Here is a 15,338-nt window from a genome sequence, read left to right as displayed (position 1 = left end):
TGCGTAAAAGAGTCTTTATAAAGACCTATACTAGAGGGAGGTAGGCTCCTTGATAGACGTTAATGAATTTGAATATATGAAAATCGGTTTAGCTTCTCCTGACAAGATTCGTTCTTGGTCATACGGTGAAGTTAAAAAACCTGAAACAATTAACTATCGTACATTAAAACCAGAAAAAGATGGTTTATTCTGTGAGCGTATTTTCGGTCCAACTAAGGACTGGGAGTGTCATTGTGGTAAATACAAACGTGTACGCTATAAAGGCGTAGTTTGTGATCGTTGTGGAGTTGAAGTAACACGCGCTAAAGTTCGTCGTGAACGTATGGGTCACATCGAATTAGCAGCACCAGTATCTCATATCTGGTACTTCAAAGGTATTCCTAGCCGTATGGGTCTTATTTTAGATATGTCCCCACGTGCACTAGAAGAAGTAATTTACTTTGCTTCTTACGTTGTAATCGAGCCAGGTGCTACAAACTTAGAAAGTAAACAACTACTTTCTGAAAAAGAGTACCGTGCATATCGCGAAAAATTCGGAAACACATTCGAAGCAGCTATGGGTGCAGAAGCAATTAAAAAATTATTAGGCAAAATTGATCTTGAAGATGAAACTCAATCTTTAAAAGAAGAGTTAAAATCAGCACAAGGTCAACGTCGTACACGTGCCATTAAACGTCTTGAAGTTGTAGAATCATTCCGTAACTCAGGTAACTCTCCTGAATGGATGATTTTAGATGTACTACCGGTTATTCCACCAGAGCTTCGTCCGATGGTGCAATTAGATGGTGGTCGTTTTGCAACTTCTGACTTAAATGATTTATATCGTCGTGTAATCAACCGTAATAACCGTTTAAAACGTTTACTAGACCTTGGTGCTCCAAGCATCATCGTACAAAACGAAAAACGTATGTTACAAGAAGCTGTTGATGCATTAATCGATAACGGTCGTCGTGGTCGTCCTGTTACAGGTCCTGGTAACCGTCCATTAAAATCACTTTCACATATGCTGAAAGGTAAACAAGGTCGTTTCCGTCAAAACTTACTTGGTAAACGTGTTGACTACTCTGGTCGTTCGGTTATCGTAGTAGGTCCAAACTTAAAAATGTACCAATGTGGTCTACCAAAAGAAATGGCAATTGAATTATTCAAGCCTTTCGTAATGAAAGAGTTAGTAGAACGTGGTCTTGCTCATAATATTAAATCAGCTAAACGTAAAATAGAGCGTTTAAACAACGATGTATGGGACGTTTTAGAAGATGTTATTCGTGAGCATCCAGTATTACTAAACCGTGCACCTACGCTTCACCGTCTTGGTATTCAAGCGTTTGAACCAACACTAGTTGAAGGTCGTGCTATTCGTCTTCACCCATTAGTATGTACAGCTTATAACGCTGACTTCGATGGTGACCAAATGGCGGTTCACGTACCATTATCAGCGGAAGCGCAAGCAGAGGCTCGTCTTCTAATGCTTGCTGCACAAAATATCCTGAACCCGAAAGACGGTAAACCAGTTGTAACACCATCTCAAGATATGGTATTAGGAAACTACTACTTAACACTTGAACGTGAAACAGTTCGTGGCGAAGGAACAACTTTCTATGGACCAAACGAAGTATTAATTGCATATGATACAGGTCATGTTCATTTGCATACTCGTATTGCGATTAAAGCAAGTTCGTTAAACAACCCAACATTTACTGAGGAACAAAATAATATGTTCCTATTAACGACTGTTGGTAAAGTAATCTTTAACGAAATCTTGCCTAAATCATTCCCATACATTAATGAGCCAACTGCAGTCAACTTAGAACAAGAAACACCAAGCAAATACTTTGTTAACTTAACAATTGATGAAGAAACGCTAAAAGAGCTTGAGGCAGATGCTGCTTATAATGGGCTTGATGAAAAAGGTAAAGTTGATGCACAACGCACAGCTGTACTGCGCAAACACTTTGCATCAGTACCAGTTGTAAACCCATTCCGTAAAAAATTCTTAGGTAATATCATTGCTGAAGTATTTAAACGTTTCCACATCACTGAAACATCTAAAATGCTTGACCGCATGAAGAACCTAGGTTTCAAATATTCAACACGTGCTGGTATCACTGTAGGTGTATCTGACATCGTCGTATTACCAGACAAAGGCGAAATTTTAGCGGAAGCTCAAGAAAAAGTAGATAAAGTTCAAGCGCAATTCCGTCGTGGTTTCATCACGGAAGATGAGCGTTATGATCGCGTTATCTCAAGCTGGAGTGCTGCGAAAGATGAAATTCAATCGAAGCTGATGAAGTCGCTTGAGAAAACAAACCCAATCTTTATGATGTCTGACTCAGGTGCCCGTGGTAACGCATCTAACTTTACACAGTTAGCAGGTATGCGTGGTCTGATGGCCAACCCGGCTGGTCGTATCATCGAACTTCCAATTAAATCTTCATTCCGTGAAGGTTTAACGGTATTAGAATACTTCATCTCAACTCACGGTGCTCGTAAAGGTCTTGCCGATACAGCCCTAAAAACTGCCGATTCAGGTTACTTAACACGTCGTCTTGTTGACGTAGCACAAGATGTTATCGTTCGTGAGGATGACTGTGGAACTGACCGTGGTTTAACAATTGGTGCGTTAATGGAAGGTACAGAGCTAATTGAAGCGTTAGATGAACGTATTATCGGTCGTCATACGAAGAAAACAATCTACCATCCAGAAACAGGCGAAGTAATTTTAGAAAAAGACGGTTTAATCGACCAAGATATCGCTCGTATCATTATAGAGCTAGGTATCGAAGAAGTTACAATCCGTTCTGCGTTTACATGTAATACAAAACATGGCGTATGTAAAAAATGTTACGGCATGAACTTAGCAACAGGTGAAGAGGTTGAAGTTGGAGAAGCAGTTGGTATTATTGCGGCTCAATCAATCGGTGAACCAGGTACACAATTAACAATGCGTACATTCCATACAGGTGGGGTTGCCGGAGATGATATTACACAAGGTCTTCCACGTATCCAAGAGATCTTTGAAGCACGTAATCCTAAAGGTCAATCAGTTATTACTGATATCGCAGGTACTGTTTCAGACATCACTGAAATCCGTGAAGGTCTAAAAGAGATTACAATTGAAGGTGAAGTAGAAACACGTAAGTACGCGGCGCCTTACAATGCTCGTCTGAAAGTACAAGAAGGCGACTTTGTAGAACGTGGTCAAGTATTAACAGAAGGTTCTATTGATCCAAAACAATTGTTAAAAGTTAAAGACGTTTCAACAGTTCAAGTATACCTCTTAAAAGAAGTGCAAAAAGTATACCGTATGCAAGGGGTAGAAATTGGTGACAAACATATCGAGGTAATGGTTCGCCAAATGCTTCGTAAAGTGCGTGTAATTGAAGCTGGGGATACAGAATTATTACCAGGTTCATTACTAGATATTCACCAATTCTCAGAGGCAAACGTAGATGCTGTTATGAATGGCAAAAACCCTGCAACTTGTCGTCCTGTTATCCTAGGTATTACAAAAGCGTCTCTTGAAACAGAATCATTCTTATCTGCTGCATCATTCCAAGAAACAACTCGTGTGTTAACGGATGCTGCTATTAAAGGTAAACGTGATGAACTTCTTGGTCTGAAGGAAAACGTAATTATCGGTAAACTTGTTCCTGCAGGTACTGGTATGCAACGTTACCGTCAAATCCGTATTGAAAAAGATGAGCTTGACACAGAAAATTTAATTTCTGCTGAATAATCATTAGATAAGTGCCGAGGAGATGAATTTCTATCATCTCTTCGGACTTTTTAAAGATATGAGTTGACAGTCGAAATTGGTAATGATAATATATTGAAGGTTGATAGTTAACTGTCTGTACTTCGGAGGATATGAAAATGTCTTATGATAGAGTAAGGGATAGTCAAACAATCATAGGTACAAAGCAAGCAGTAAAAGCAATACGAGCCGGTTCAGTGAAAGAACTTTTTGTGGCACTTGATGCAGACAATTGGGTAACCGATTCGGCCATATCTTTCGCGAGAGAAATCGGTATACCAGTTACTCTTGTTGAGTCGAAAAAGGAACTGGGCAAGGCCTGTGGAATCCACGTTGGAGCTGCGGTAGTTGCGATTACTGTAGAGTAGTTTTTGTGTATTAAACACAAAGACTTTGTTTTTACCCAAAAAATGAACCACCTGGATGTGTGGTATTAACAAGGAATAAATGAAGGGAGGAAAAACCGATGCCTACAATTAACCAATTAGTACGTAAGCCTCGTCAATCTAAAAGCACGAAATCAAAATCACCAGCGTTAAACAAAGGATATAACTCATTTAAAAAATCTTTAACTGATGTTAAATCTCCACAAAAACGCGGAGTTTGTACTCGTGTAGGTACAATGACACCTCGTAAACCAAACTCAGCGTTACGTAAATACGCTCGTGTACGTTTAACTAACCAAATCGAGGTAACTGCTTATATCCCAGGTGAAGGCCACAACTTACAAGAGCACAGTGTTGTTCTTATCCGTGGCGGACGCGTAAAAGACTTAGCGGGTGTTCGTTACCATATCGTACGTGGTGCTCTTGATACAGCTGGTGTAAACGGTCGTTTACAATCACGTTCTAAATACGGAACAAAACGCCCTAAAGAAAAAAAATAATTTAACATTATTGAGCGTTGCTTAATAATGAACTTGAAGTAGTAGTCGCAAATTTCCAACCTTGCTAGCAGATTGGAGATTTGCCCGACAACTATGACAAGGTAATTCTTATAAAATAATTCGATAACTATTCGAAAGGAGGAAAACACATGCCTCGTAAAGGTCCTGTTTCCAAACGTGACGTGTTACCAGATCCAATTTATAGTTCAAAACTAGTAACTCGTTTAATTAATAAAATGATGGTTGATGGTAAAAGAGGTACTTCTCAAAAGATTTTATACGGTGCGTTCGATATTGTTAAAGAACGTTCAGGTGAAAATCCAATTGAAGTATTCGAAGCTGCTCTAAACAACGTAATGCCAGTTCTTGAAGTTCGTGCTCGCCGTGTTGGTGGTTCTAACTACCAAGTGCCAGTAGAAGTACGTCCAGAACGTCGTACAACTTTAGGTCTTCGTTACCTAGTTAACTACGCTCGTCTTCGTGGTGAAAAAACTATGGAAGAGCGTTTAGCTAACGAAATCCTTGATGCTTCTAACAACACTGGTGCATCAGTTAAAAAGCGTGAAGATATGCACAAAATGGCAGAAGCGAACAAAGCATTCGCTCACTACCGTTGGTAATCTAAACATCGCATAAGCCCAATATGGAAGGAGAAATACCTTATGAAACGCGAATTCTCTCTTGAGAATACTCGTAATATTGGGATCATGGCTCACATTGATGCTGGTAAAACAACAACTACTGAGCGTATCCTTTATTACACAGGTAAGATTCACAAAATCGGTGAAACTCACGAAGGCGCTTCTCAAATGGACTGGATGGAGCAAGAGCAAGAACGTGGTATCACAATCACTTCTGCTGCAACAACAGCTCAATGGGACGGCCACCGTGTAAACATCATCGATACTCCTGGACACGTAGACTTCACTGTAGAAGTTGAACGTTCACTACGCGTACTTGATGGTGCTGTAACAGTTCTTGATGCTCAATCTGGTGTTGAACCTCAAACTGAAACAGTATGGCGTCAAGCTACAACTTACGGCGTTCCACGTATCGTGTTCATTAACAAAATGGATAAAACAGGAGCAGATTTCCTATATTCTGTAGGAACTCTACACGAACGTTTACAAGCAAACGCTCATCCTATCCAATTACCTATCGGAGCTGAAGATCAGTTCTCAGCAATCATTGACTTAGTTGAAATGAAAGCTACTTTCTACGGCGACGAAAAAGGTACAGCAGTAACTGAAGGTGAAATTCCTGAAGAACACCGCGCACAAGCTGAAGAATACCGTGAAAAATTAATCGATGCTGTTGCAAGTGTTGATGAAGAAATCATGGAAAAATATTTAGAAGGTGAAGAAATTTCTGTTGCTGAACTTAAAGCGGCTATCCGTCGTGCTACGATCGCAGTAGAATTTTACCCAGTAATCTGTGGTACAGCATTCAAACACAAAGGCGTACGCCCAATGTTAGATGCAGTTATCGATTACTTACCATCTCCATTAGATGTACCAGCAATCAAAGGTACTGATATTGATGGTGACGAGGAATTAGAACGTCATTCTTCAGATGAGGAGCCATTCTCAGCTCTTGCATTTAAAGTTATGACTGACCCATTCGTAGGTAAATTAACTTTCTTCCGTGTGTATTCTGGAACTTTAGAATCAGGTTCATACGTACAAAACTCTTCTAAAGGTAAACGTGAACGCGTAGGCCGTATCCTACAAATGCACGCAAACTCTCGTGAAGAGATTTCTAAAGTATTTGCTGGGGACATCGCTGCAGCAGTAGGTCTTAAAGATACTACTACTGGTGATACTCTATGTGACGAGAAAAACCTAGTTATTCTTGAATCAATGGAATTCCCTGAACCAGTAATTTCTCTTTCTGTAGAACCAAAATCAAAAGCTGACCAAGATAAAATGGGTCAAGCTTTACAAAAACTTCAAGAAGAGGATCCAACTTTCCGTGCTCACACTGACACAGAAACTGGTCAAACAATCATCTCAGGTATGGGTGAGCTTCACCTTGATATCTTAGTTGACCGTATGCGCCGTGAATTTAAAGTAGAAGCTAACGTAGGTGCTCCAATGGTATCTTACCGTGAAACATTCCGTAGCTCTGCAAAAGTTCAAGGTAAATTCACTCGCCAATCTGGTGGTCGTGGACAATACGGAGACGTAACGATTGAGTTCTCTCCAAATGAAGAAGGTAAAGGCTTTGAATTCGAAAACGCTATCGTTGGTGGTGTAGTACCTCGTGAATACATTCCTGCAGTAGAAGCTGGTCTTCGTGACTCTCTTGACCGCGGTGTAGTTGCTGGTTACCCACTTATCGACATTAAAGCGAAATTAGTATTCGGTTCTTACCATGATGTTGACTCGAATGAGATGGCGTTCAAAATTGCTGCATCTATGGCTCTTAAAGAAGCATCGAAGCAATGTGATGCAGTTATTTTAGAACCAATGATGAAAGTAGAAGTTGTAATTCCAGAAGAATACCTTGGTGATATCATGGGTAACATTACTTCTCGTCGCGGACGCGTTGAGGGTATGGAAGCTCGCGGTAACTCTCAAGTTGTTCGTGCAATGGTTCCTTTAGCGGAAATGTTTGGTTATGCAACAACTCTTCGTTCAGCAACGCAAGGTCGTGGTGTATTCTCAATGACATTCGATCATTATGAAGAAGTTCCAAAATCAATTGCTGCTGAAATCATCAAAAAAAATAAAGGTGAATAATTGAATTTTCATCTTGCATAAAGTATAACTAATTTGTAAGCTATGATTGTGGGATGGTGGATGGGCCCGTTCGCCATCAGCAATCATTCTATAAATTTTAAAAAAATATAAACATATAATTTTGAGGAGGCAATCTCTAATGGCTAAAGAAAAATTCGACCGTTCAAAAACGCATGCTAACATTGGTACAATCGGACACGTTGACCATGGTAAAACAACTTTAACTGCTGCTATCGCAACAGTTCTTTCTAAAAAAATGGGTGGAGAAGCTAAATCATACGCTGATATCGATAACGCTCCAGAAGAAAAAGAACGTGGTATCACAATCAATACTTCTCACGTAGAATACGAAACTGATACTCGTCACTATGCACACGTTGACTGCCCAGGACACGCTGACTATGTTAAAAACATGATCACTGGTGCTGCACAAATGGACGGCGGTATCTTAGTAGTATCTGCTGCTGATGGCCCAATGCCACAAACTCGTGAACACATCCTTTTATCTCGTCAAGTAGGTGTTCCATACTTAGTAGTATTCATGAACAAATGTGATATGGTTGACGACGAAGAATTATTAGAATTAGTAGAAATGGAAATCCGTGACCTACTATCTGAATATGACTTCCCAGGTGACGATCTTCCAGTAATCAAAGGTTCTGCTCTTAAAGCTCTTGAAGGCGAAGCAGAATGGGAAGAAAAAATCGTTGAATTAATGGACGCTGTAGATTCTTACATCCCAACTCCAGAACGTCAAACTGACAAACCATTCATGATGCCAGTAGAGGACGTATTCTCAATCACTGGTCGTGGTACAGTTGCAACTGGCCGTGTTGAACGTGGTCAAGTTAAAGTTGGTGACGTAGTTGAAATCGTAGGTATTACTGAAGAAGCTAAATCTACAACTGTAACTGGTGTAGAAATGTTCCGTAAATTATTAGACTATGCTGAAGCTGGTGACAACATCGGTGCTTTACTTCGTGGTGTAGCTCGTGAAGATATCCAACGTGGTCAAGTATTATCTAAACCAGGTTCAATCACTCCACACACAAGCTTCAAAGCTGAAGTTTATGTTTTATCAAAAGAAGAGGGTGGCCGTCATACTCCATTCTTCACTAACTACCGTCCTCAGTTCTACTTCCGTACAACTGACGTAACAGGTATCTGTAACTTACCAGAAGGCGTTGAAATGGTAATGCCTGGCGATAACATCGAAATGACAGTAGAACTTATCGCTCCAATCGCTCTTGAAGAAGGTACTAAGTTCTCTATCCGTGAGGGTGGCCGTACTGTAGGCGCTGGCGTAGTTGCTTCTATCCAAAAATAATTTTAGCGCAAGCTAATTTTCCAAACCAATCTGTAGGGACGCTTACAGATTGGTTTTTTATGTTAAAATAAGAATATAATTATGGGTAATCTAGGATTAATTAGATTATTTTATGTATACATAATAGATGAAATACCAAAAAAAGTAGAAATATTCCAACGCGATAACAGTGAGAATAGAAAGGAGAATTTGCAAATGGAAATGAAAATATTGCTGATTGAAGATGATCCATCAATTTTCGAGATGATTCAGACACGTTTTGCACAGTGGTCGCTTCAAGTTGTGGGTCCTAAAGATTTTCAAAAGGTGATGGATGATTTTATTGAACAAAAGCCACAGCTTGTATTGATTGACATTCAGCTACCTGCCTATGATGGCTTTCATTGGTGTCGTGAAATACGTCATATCTCAAAGGTGCCAATTCTCTTTCTATCTTCACGAGACCATCCAATGGATATGGTTATGGCAATGCAAATGGGTGCAGATGACTTTGTACAAAAGCCGTTCCATATGGAGGTATTACTTGCAAAGGTTCAAGCCGTTTTACGTCGTACATATGATTATATAGAAGAATCAATGGATGTCACACGGTTTAATGGTGCAGTTATTGACTATGCGCGCAGTGAGATTATGTATGAGGGTAAGCTTGCTTCATTAACTAAAAATGAACTCTTTATTTTACGTATTTTAGTGGAAAAGGCCGATCAAATTGTATCTAGAGATGATTTAATGAGAAAGTTATGGGACGATGAACGCTTTGTCAATGATAATACATTGTCGGTAAATGTTAATCGATTACGCACTAAGCTTGAGGATATAGGTTTACAAGAAGTGATTTTAACTAAAAAGGGACTTGGTTATATGGCTGTAACACAAGGGACGTGATGGACAATGCTCATTTTATTTTTAAAAGAACGCCTCGCATGGATAGGCTTTTTTGTTTTTATCATCGTTATAATCAATGTTTTATTTTCTTTAGATGCTGGATTAGAGGGAATATCTATTTGGTATATGAATGTTAGTGTACTTATTAGTTTTATGGTCTTTCTTATTTGGCGATATGCAGTAGAAGTAAGGCAGGTAAAGGATTTCTTGGGAAATGTGGAAAGTCAACTTGATGAAGTGCATAGCAAAAATTTGACGTTATCACCTTTTCAAACTGCATATCTAACGAAAGTTGAAGATGTTTTTTATGATAATAACATAAAGTTAAATCAAGCAAAGGTACAGCTGCAGGAATATTCGGATGAACTTCTAGCGTGGGTTCATGAAGTAAAGGCACCTTTGACTTCAATTAATTTAATGCTGGATCACATAGAAGATTTGACACTACGTCGTAAATTAGAGACTGAGTGGATAAGACTGCATTTATTGGTTGATCAGCAGCTACACCAAACACGTTTAGCTTCTATTGAAAAAGATAATTATATGATGGAGATTGAGCTAAAAAGCGTTGTCTATAAAGAAATAAGAGCTATGCAGGCATGGTGTATTGAAAAAGGTATCGGTTTTGATGTTGAAGAGTTAACAGACACAGTGACGACGGATGGCAAATGGCTAGCCTTTATCATCCGACAAATTCTGTCCAATGCGATTAAATATAGTCCTGCAAATTCAGAGGTATTGATATTTACTGAAGTAGAGACTAATGGAGCAACACTATTACATATAAAAGATGCAGGTATTGGTATTCGTCAGGAGGATCTACCACGAATTTTTTATAAATCGTACACTGGAACAGCCGGACGGGAGTCTGCACAATCGACAGGCATGGGTCTATACTTGGCGCATAATGTGGCGCAGAAAATTGGCGTTCGTATTACTGTCCAATCTAGTGTGGGTGAAGGTTCGATATTTACATTACGTTTTCCATTACAAAATGAATATGTCAAACTAACAGGTAGATGACGAAATTGTCACCTACCTTTTTATATTGTCATGTAAAACGCACGAATTGACGACATAGACAGGGTACACTTGAACTATAGAAAGGGGCGTTTACAAGTGGCGGTTTTAATTGGTCGTAAAGTAAAAAAAGTATATGGTAAAAAATCAACAGCCCAAGAGGTGTTAAAGGGTATTGATGTAGAAGTGAATCAAGGTGAATTTGTTGGCATTATGGGACCTTCAGGCTCTGGGAAGACAACACTCTTAAATGTTCTGTGTTCGATTGACTTTGCAACTGAAGGTGTTATTGAAATAAATGGTCAAAACTTACGTGGTATGAAGGAGAAGGCGTTAGCTAATTTCCGTCGCGAACAATTAGGGTTCATTTTCCAAGATTACAATTTATTAGATACACTAACGGTGAAAGAAAATATTTTACTACCATTAGCTATTGGTAGGCTACCAAAGGCTGTTGCAGAGAGCCGTGTAAAGGAGCTTACACATTTATTAGGTATTGCTGAGATTTTAAATAAATATCCAAACGAAATATCAGGTGGTCAAAAGCAACGTACATCAGCGGCTCGGGCACTAATTACAAATCCTTCGCTTGTATTTGCTGATGAACCTACAGGCGCACTTGATTCAAAATCAGCCACTGCACTGTTAAAAAATCTGCAAAGTATTAATGAATCAAAAAAAGCAACGATTATGATGGTTACGCATGATGCGGTAGCAGCGAGCTTTTGTACCCGTGTTCTATTTTTGAAGGACGGACTCATTTATAGTGAGCTATATAAAGGAGATAAAACGAGACAGGCATTTTTCCAAGAAATCATGCATACGCAAAGTGTGCTAGGCGGTGACGGCTATGAGTCTTAGTAAGCTCGTGTTACGCAGCATGAAGAAAAATATGAAGCATTATTATTTATATTTTTTCGCACTTATTTTTAGTGTTACTTTATATTTTTCTTTTGTGACATTGCAAAATAATGCTGAAGTGTTGGCTACAGTAGACAAGAGTGGTACGGCCAAAGCGGGATTTGTTGCGGCAACATATATGCTGTACTTTATTGTCTTGTTTTTCGTCCTATATGCCAACCATCTATTTATGAAGCGTCGCAGTAAGGAAATAGGCTTGTATCAGCTAATAGGGATGACAAAGGGGCTTATCGTACGCTTATTAGCGGTAGAAAGTATCCTCTTATTTGTAGGAGCAATCGTTTTAGGGATGCTTGCAGGGTTCTTTAGTTCGCGCTTATTTGCAATGATTTTACTGCGGGTACTCGAAAAAGAGGCACTTGTGACGATGACATTTAGTACAGAGGCATTACAGCAGTCTATCGTAGTATTTGCCATTCTACTAGTTATTGTACTTGTACAAATGGCTTGGATGATTTACCGCGTATCATTACTATCATTATTTAGTGCTTCCAAGCAAGCCGATGAGCGCGTAAAACGTTTCAGCCCATTACAAATGGTCATTGGTGTTTTGGGGCTTGTACTAATTGCATATGGCTACTATGCATCAACGAAGCTCTTCGATATTAACTCTCAGGGTAATTTAACACTTAATATGATGATTATTTTAGCAACTACCATTGGCGGAACATTCCTTGTTTTCCGTTTCTCTGTAGCATTTATTATGAATTCCATTCGTCTTAAGAAAAATGGACATTTAACTGCTCGTGATGTATTAGCATTAACACCGATTATGCATCGTATGAAGGGTAATGCGAAATCCTTAACACTTATTACGGTTTTAACGGGTTTTTCACTTGGGGTTACAACTTTAGCTTATATTTCGTATTATTCATCAGAATCGTCGGCATATAGTCAAGTACCCGGAGATTATGTATTACTTGAAGATAAGGACCAGGAATTTTTAAAGAAGCTAGAGGACAATAATATAGCTTTTGACAAAATAGATTACCGATTACAGAGTGTTTCAGCTTCGTTTACACAATTATTATCAGAAGACCAGCAAAATGAAGATAATCCCCTTAATGGTGTAGAAGGAATCATTTATACAATTCCACTTTCTGATTATCAGCAAATAGTTCCTGAAGCTTCGGTTTCGGATAATGATGTTATATTAACAAACTATGGTGGTTATATGGCAGAGATGTTTCCGCTTGAAAAGGATCGTGATGTAGTTGTCACTACAGGAGATCCGGCGGAAACTATGGAAGAGACGCTTCATGTCAAAGATGTTCGACATGAAAGTATTATAAGTGGCTTTGTTACTTCTGGGCCTGGGGGGCCAATTTTCGTAGTTCCTGATGCATTGTTTAAAAAACTAGCTACTCATTCAAGTACTTCTCAATGGCACAAACAAACTTCTATTAATCTAAAGAATAAAAGTGACTTAGCTCTAGCCGAGAGTTTATATATGCAATCAATTTATTCCTATCTACAATCCTATGAAGAAGAGCGTAAGGGGAATATTGAATCATTAGGAATAACGATATTTACCCTAGCATTTTTAGGATTAGCATTTTTAATGACAACCGGTAGTATTTTATACTTTAAACAAATGTCTGAGGCTGAAGAGGAGCGAGGTTCTTATACGATATTAAGAAAGATTGGCTTCGCTGAAAAAGATATTATGAAAGGTATATATATGAAACAAGCCTTTAATTTTGGTGTTCCGTTAATAATAGGGCTACTCCATAGTTACTTTGCTGTTAAGTCAGGGTGGTTTTTATTCGGCTCAGAGTTAACCGCACCATTATGGATTGCTATGAGCTGCTATATAGCGTTATATGCTATTTTCGCTGTGCTTTCTGTTGGTTATTATAAAAAAGTCATTCGTGAATCATTATAATAGGAAGAAATATAAAACAGTATGGTTATTTAAGATCATACTGTTTTTTCGTGTCGTTTAAATTTGTAAGATTATTATAGGGATATAAAAATATCTTGACTTTTAATTATTAGACGGTTAAAGTTTAACGTATTAGTAATCTAGTGTACGAAAGTGAAGTGTTGAAATGAACGCAGTAATTGTGGCAGTGGCCGTCATGTTAATATTAAGCTTGCTCCGTATCAATGTTGTTCTTTCTCTTGTATTGGGGGCCTTTGCAGGAGGTCTAACAAGCGGCATGGGTATTGAAGCAACTGTACAATCATTTACAGAAGGATTAGGAGCAGGCGCAACGATTGCTTTAAGCTATGGATTGCTTGGCGGTTTCGCTATTGCCATTTCAAAAACAGGAATTCCTGAATTAATGATTGCAGGGATTTTAAAAATATTAAATAAAAACGGTACAAGTAATCGAAATGGTTTAGTAAAGGTTTTAATCTTTTTTCTAATCTTTATGATGTCTATTTTCTCACAAAACATAATTCCAATTCATATAGCCTTTATCCCACTATTGATCCCTCCGATTTTAAAGGTATTAAATATGCTAGAGGTAGACCGACGAATTATCGCTACATTAATTGCTGTTGGTTTAATAGGGACGTATAGTTTCGTACCTGCTGGCTTCGGGGCTATATTCCAAGATATCGTTTCTACTCAAGTAACCAAGGCAGGTATGGAAGCATCCTCACGTGATGTACCAGTAGCGATGGCTATACCCGTTCTGGGGATGTTAATTGGATTATGTGTAGCCTTTTTCGTATATCGAAAACCTCGACAATATCAAAACAATGATATTGAGACAGAATCTTTAAATGTTCATGTCAGTAAGTTCGTTATTTTTTCTACGACTGTGGCTTTAATTGTCTCTCTAGGTGCACAAATTTATACAGATTCGATGATTGTAGGCGCTTTTGCAGGAATTATGATGATGTATTTTACTGGTGCCCTTAAATGGAAAGAGGCAGATGAGATTCTTTCAGAGGGAATGAAGATGATGGCCTTTATTGGTTTTGTTATGATCGCTGCAAATGGTTTTGCATCTGTTATTAACGCTACAGGTCATGTGGATAGCTTAATTTCAAACTCTTTAACAATTCTTCAAGGAAATAAGAGTCTAGCTATATTGATTATGTTGGTCATTGGTTTAATAGTGACGATGGGGATTGGTTCATCCTTTGCGACAGTACCTATCATTGCAACTTTATTTGTTCCTCTTGCACAAGGGTTAGGAATGAGTCCTTTGGCGATTATCTGTCTTATAGGTACAGCAGGTGCTTTAGGTGATGCCGGTTCTCCTGCTTCAGATTCTACTCTTGGACCAACGGCAGGTTTAAATGTAGATGGACAACATAATCACATTTGGGATACATGTGTGCCAACGTTTATTTTTATAAACATCCCACTCATTATATTTGGCTGGGTTGCATGTGTGTTTTTCTTATAAGTAATAGAAAGAGCAGTTTCTAACTATTAGAGGCTGCTTTTTTTATTGTCACTATGAAATTATAGATTCTTAATGGTGGCATAATTAAGTGCATCGTTTTCGTCTAGGATAAAGTGCATCATCTACAAATTGAGTTCACCAGTGCTTTAGCGAACACGTTCTTGCAGCTGATTATTGTTAGAAATATTCGAAAACGTTGATATAACAACCTTATGTGTTGCAATGTTCATGGGAATTTTATATACTAGTAAACGGCTTAGATAAGCGAGAAATATTAGTAGTAAGAACATCAGCAACATTTAAAAGAATTTAGCGAAAAGACTTGCTTATTCTTTTTTTATTGTGTATAATGTTGAATGTTGGTCTTTGACTGCGATGAAACGAGAGGTTGCCGACACACCCGGCCGCATTGCCATGGCGGTGTGTAGGATAATTT

At 38.6% G+C, this 15,338-nt stretch carries 11 protein-coding genes; all 11 read left to right on the top strand.

Annotated features, from left to right (window positions below; all coding sequences use genetic code 11):
- Positions 1-49: 49 nt before the first annotated feature.
- On the top strand, positions 50-3,736 hold the full coding sequence (gene rpoC / locus ACFCYJ_RS11890) for a DNA-directed RNA polymerase subunit beta' (RefSeq protein WP_376074153.1): 3,687 nt from the start codon (positions 50-52) through the stop codon (positions 3,734-3,736).
- Positions 3,737-3,873: 137 nt separating this feature from the next.
- On the top strand, positions 3,874-4,122 hold the full coding sequence (locus tag ACFCYJ_RS11885; RefSeq protein ID WP_376074152.1) for a ribosomal L7Ae/L30e/S12e/Gadd45 family protein: 249 nt from the start codon (positions 3,874-3,876) through the stop codon (positions 4,120-4,122).
- 98 nt (positions 4,123-4,220) lie between these two features.
- A complete protein-coding gene (rpsL, locus tag ACFCYJ_RS11880; protein ID WP_008181595.1) occupies positions 4,221-4,640 on the top strand; it encodes a 30S ribosomal protein S12 in 420 nt (139 codons plus the stop codon).
- 149 nt (positions 4,641-4,789) lie between these two features.
- Positions 4,790-5,260: a 30S ribosomal protein S7 gene (rpsG, locus tag ACFCYJ_RS11875; protein WP_079562374.1), complete on the top strand. Its 471-nt coding sequence runs from the start codon at positions 4,790-4,792 to the stop codon at positions 5,258-5,260.
- A 42-nt stretch (positions 5,261-5,302) separates the two neighbouring features.
- Positions 5,303-7,381, top strand: coding sequence for an elongation factor G (fusA, locus tag ACFCYJ_RS11870; RefSeq protein ID WP_376074151.1), 2,079 nt, complete (start codon positions 5,303-5,305; stop codon positions 7,379-7,381).
- Positions 7,382-7,520: 139 nt separating this feature from the next.
- Entirely contained in the window at positions 7,521-8,708 is a 1,188-nt protein-coding gene (tuf, locus tag ACFCYJ_RS11865) for an elongation factor Tu (protein ID WP_079562372.1), read from the top strand.
- A 201-nt stretch (positions 8,709-8,909) separates the two neighbouring features.
- A complete protein-coding gene (locus ACFCYJ_RS11860; RefSeq protein ID WP_376074216.1) occupies positions 8,910-9,593 on the top strand; it encodes a response regulator in 684 nt (227 codons plus the stop codon).
- Between the two features lie 6 nt (positions 9,594-9,599).
- Complete coding sequence (locus ACFCYJ_RS11855) at positions 9,600-10,616, top strand: sensor histidine kinase (protein WP_376074150.1); 1,017 nt, start codon at positions 9,600-9,602, stop codon at positions 10,614-10,616.
- Between the two features lie 96 nt (positions 10,617-10,712).
- Positions 10,713-11,474 (top strand): ABC transporter ATP-binding protein, encoded by a 762-nt coding sequence (locus ACFCYJ_RS11850; protein WP_370077728.1) that lies wholly within the window; start codon positions 10,713-10,715, stop codon positions 11,472-11,474.
- Positions 11,464-13,419: an FtsX-like permease family protein gene (locus ACFCYJ_RS11845; RefSeq protein WP_376074149.1), complete on the top strand. Its 1,956-nt coding sequence runs from the start codon at positions 11,464-11,466 to the stop codon at positions 13,417-13,419. Before ACFCYJ_RS11850 ends, ACFCYJ_RS11845 begins: the two co-directional genes overlap by 11 nt.
- Before the next feature lie 166 nt (positions 13,420-13,585).
- Positions 13,586-14,902: a Na+/H+ antiporter family protein gene (locus tag ACFCYJ_RS11840; RefSeq protein ID WP_376074148.1), complete on the top strand. Its 1,317-nt coding sequence runs from the start codon at positions 13,586-13,588 to the stop codon at positions 14,900-14,902.
- Positions 14,903-15,338: the final 436 nt, after the last annotated feature.

The sequence above is a fragment of the Lysinibacillus sp. NPDC056232 genome (assembly GCF_042267565.1).
Classification (GTDB): Bacteria; Bacillota; Bacilli; order Bacillales_A; family Planococcaceae; genus Lysinibacillus.
Note: the sequence above shows the minus strand (reverse complement) of the source record. Positions and strands in the feature narration are given on the sequence as shown.

Bases quoted from the DNA above. Each gene is read 5' to 3' on its own strand.
- ACFCYJ_RS11855 (WP_376074150.1), top strand. From the start codon at position 9,600: ATGCTCATTTTATTTTTAAAAGAACGCCTCGCATGGATAGGCTTTTTT.
- ACFCYJ_RS11845 (WP_376074149.1), top strand. From the start codon at position 11,464: ATGAGTCTTAGTAAGCTCGTGTTACGCAGCATGAAGAAAAATATGAAG.
- rpsL (WP_008181595.1), top strand. From the start codon at position 4,221: ATGCCTACAATTAACCAATTAGTACGTAAGCCTCGTCAATCTAAAAGC.
- tuf (WP_079562372.1), top strand. From the start codon at position 7,521: ATGGCTAAAGAAAAATTCGACCGTTCAAAAACGCATGCTAACATTGGT.
- ACFCYJ_RS11840 (WP_376074148.1), top strand. From the start codon at position 13,586: ATGAACGCAGTAATTGTGGCAGTGGCCGTCATGTTAATATTAAGCTTG.
- ACFCYJ_RS11885 (WP_376074152.1), top strand. From the start codon at position 3,874: ATGTCTTATGATAGAGTAAGGGATAGTCAAACAATCATAGGTACAAAG.
- ACFCYJ_RS11860 (WP_376074216.1), top strand. From the start codon at position 8,910: ATGAAAATATTGCTGATTGAAGATGATCCATCAATTTTCGAGATGATT.
- rpsG (WP_079562374.1), top strand. From the start codon at position 4,790: ATGCCTCGTAAAGGTCCTGTTTCCAAACGTGACGTGTTACCAGATCCA.
- fusA (WP_376074151.1), top strand. From the start codon at position 5,303: ATGAAACGCGAATTCTCTCTTGAGAATACTCGTAATATTGGGATCATG.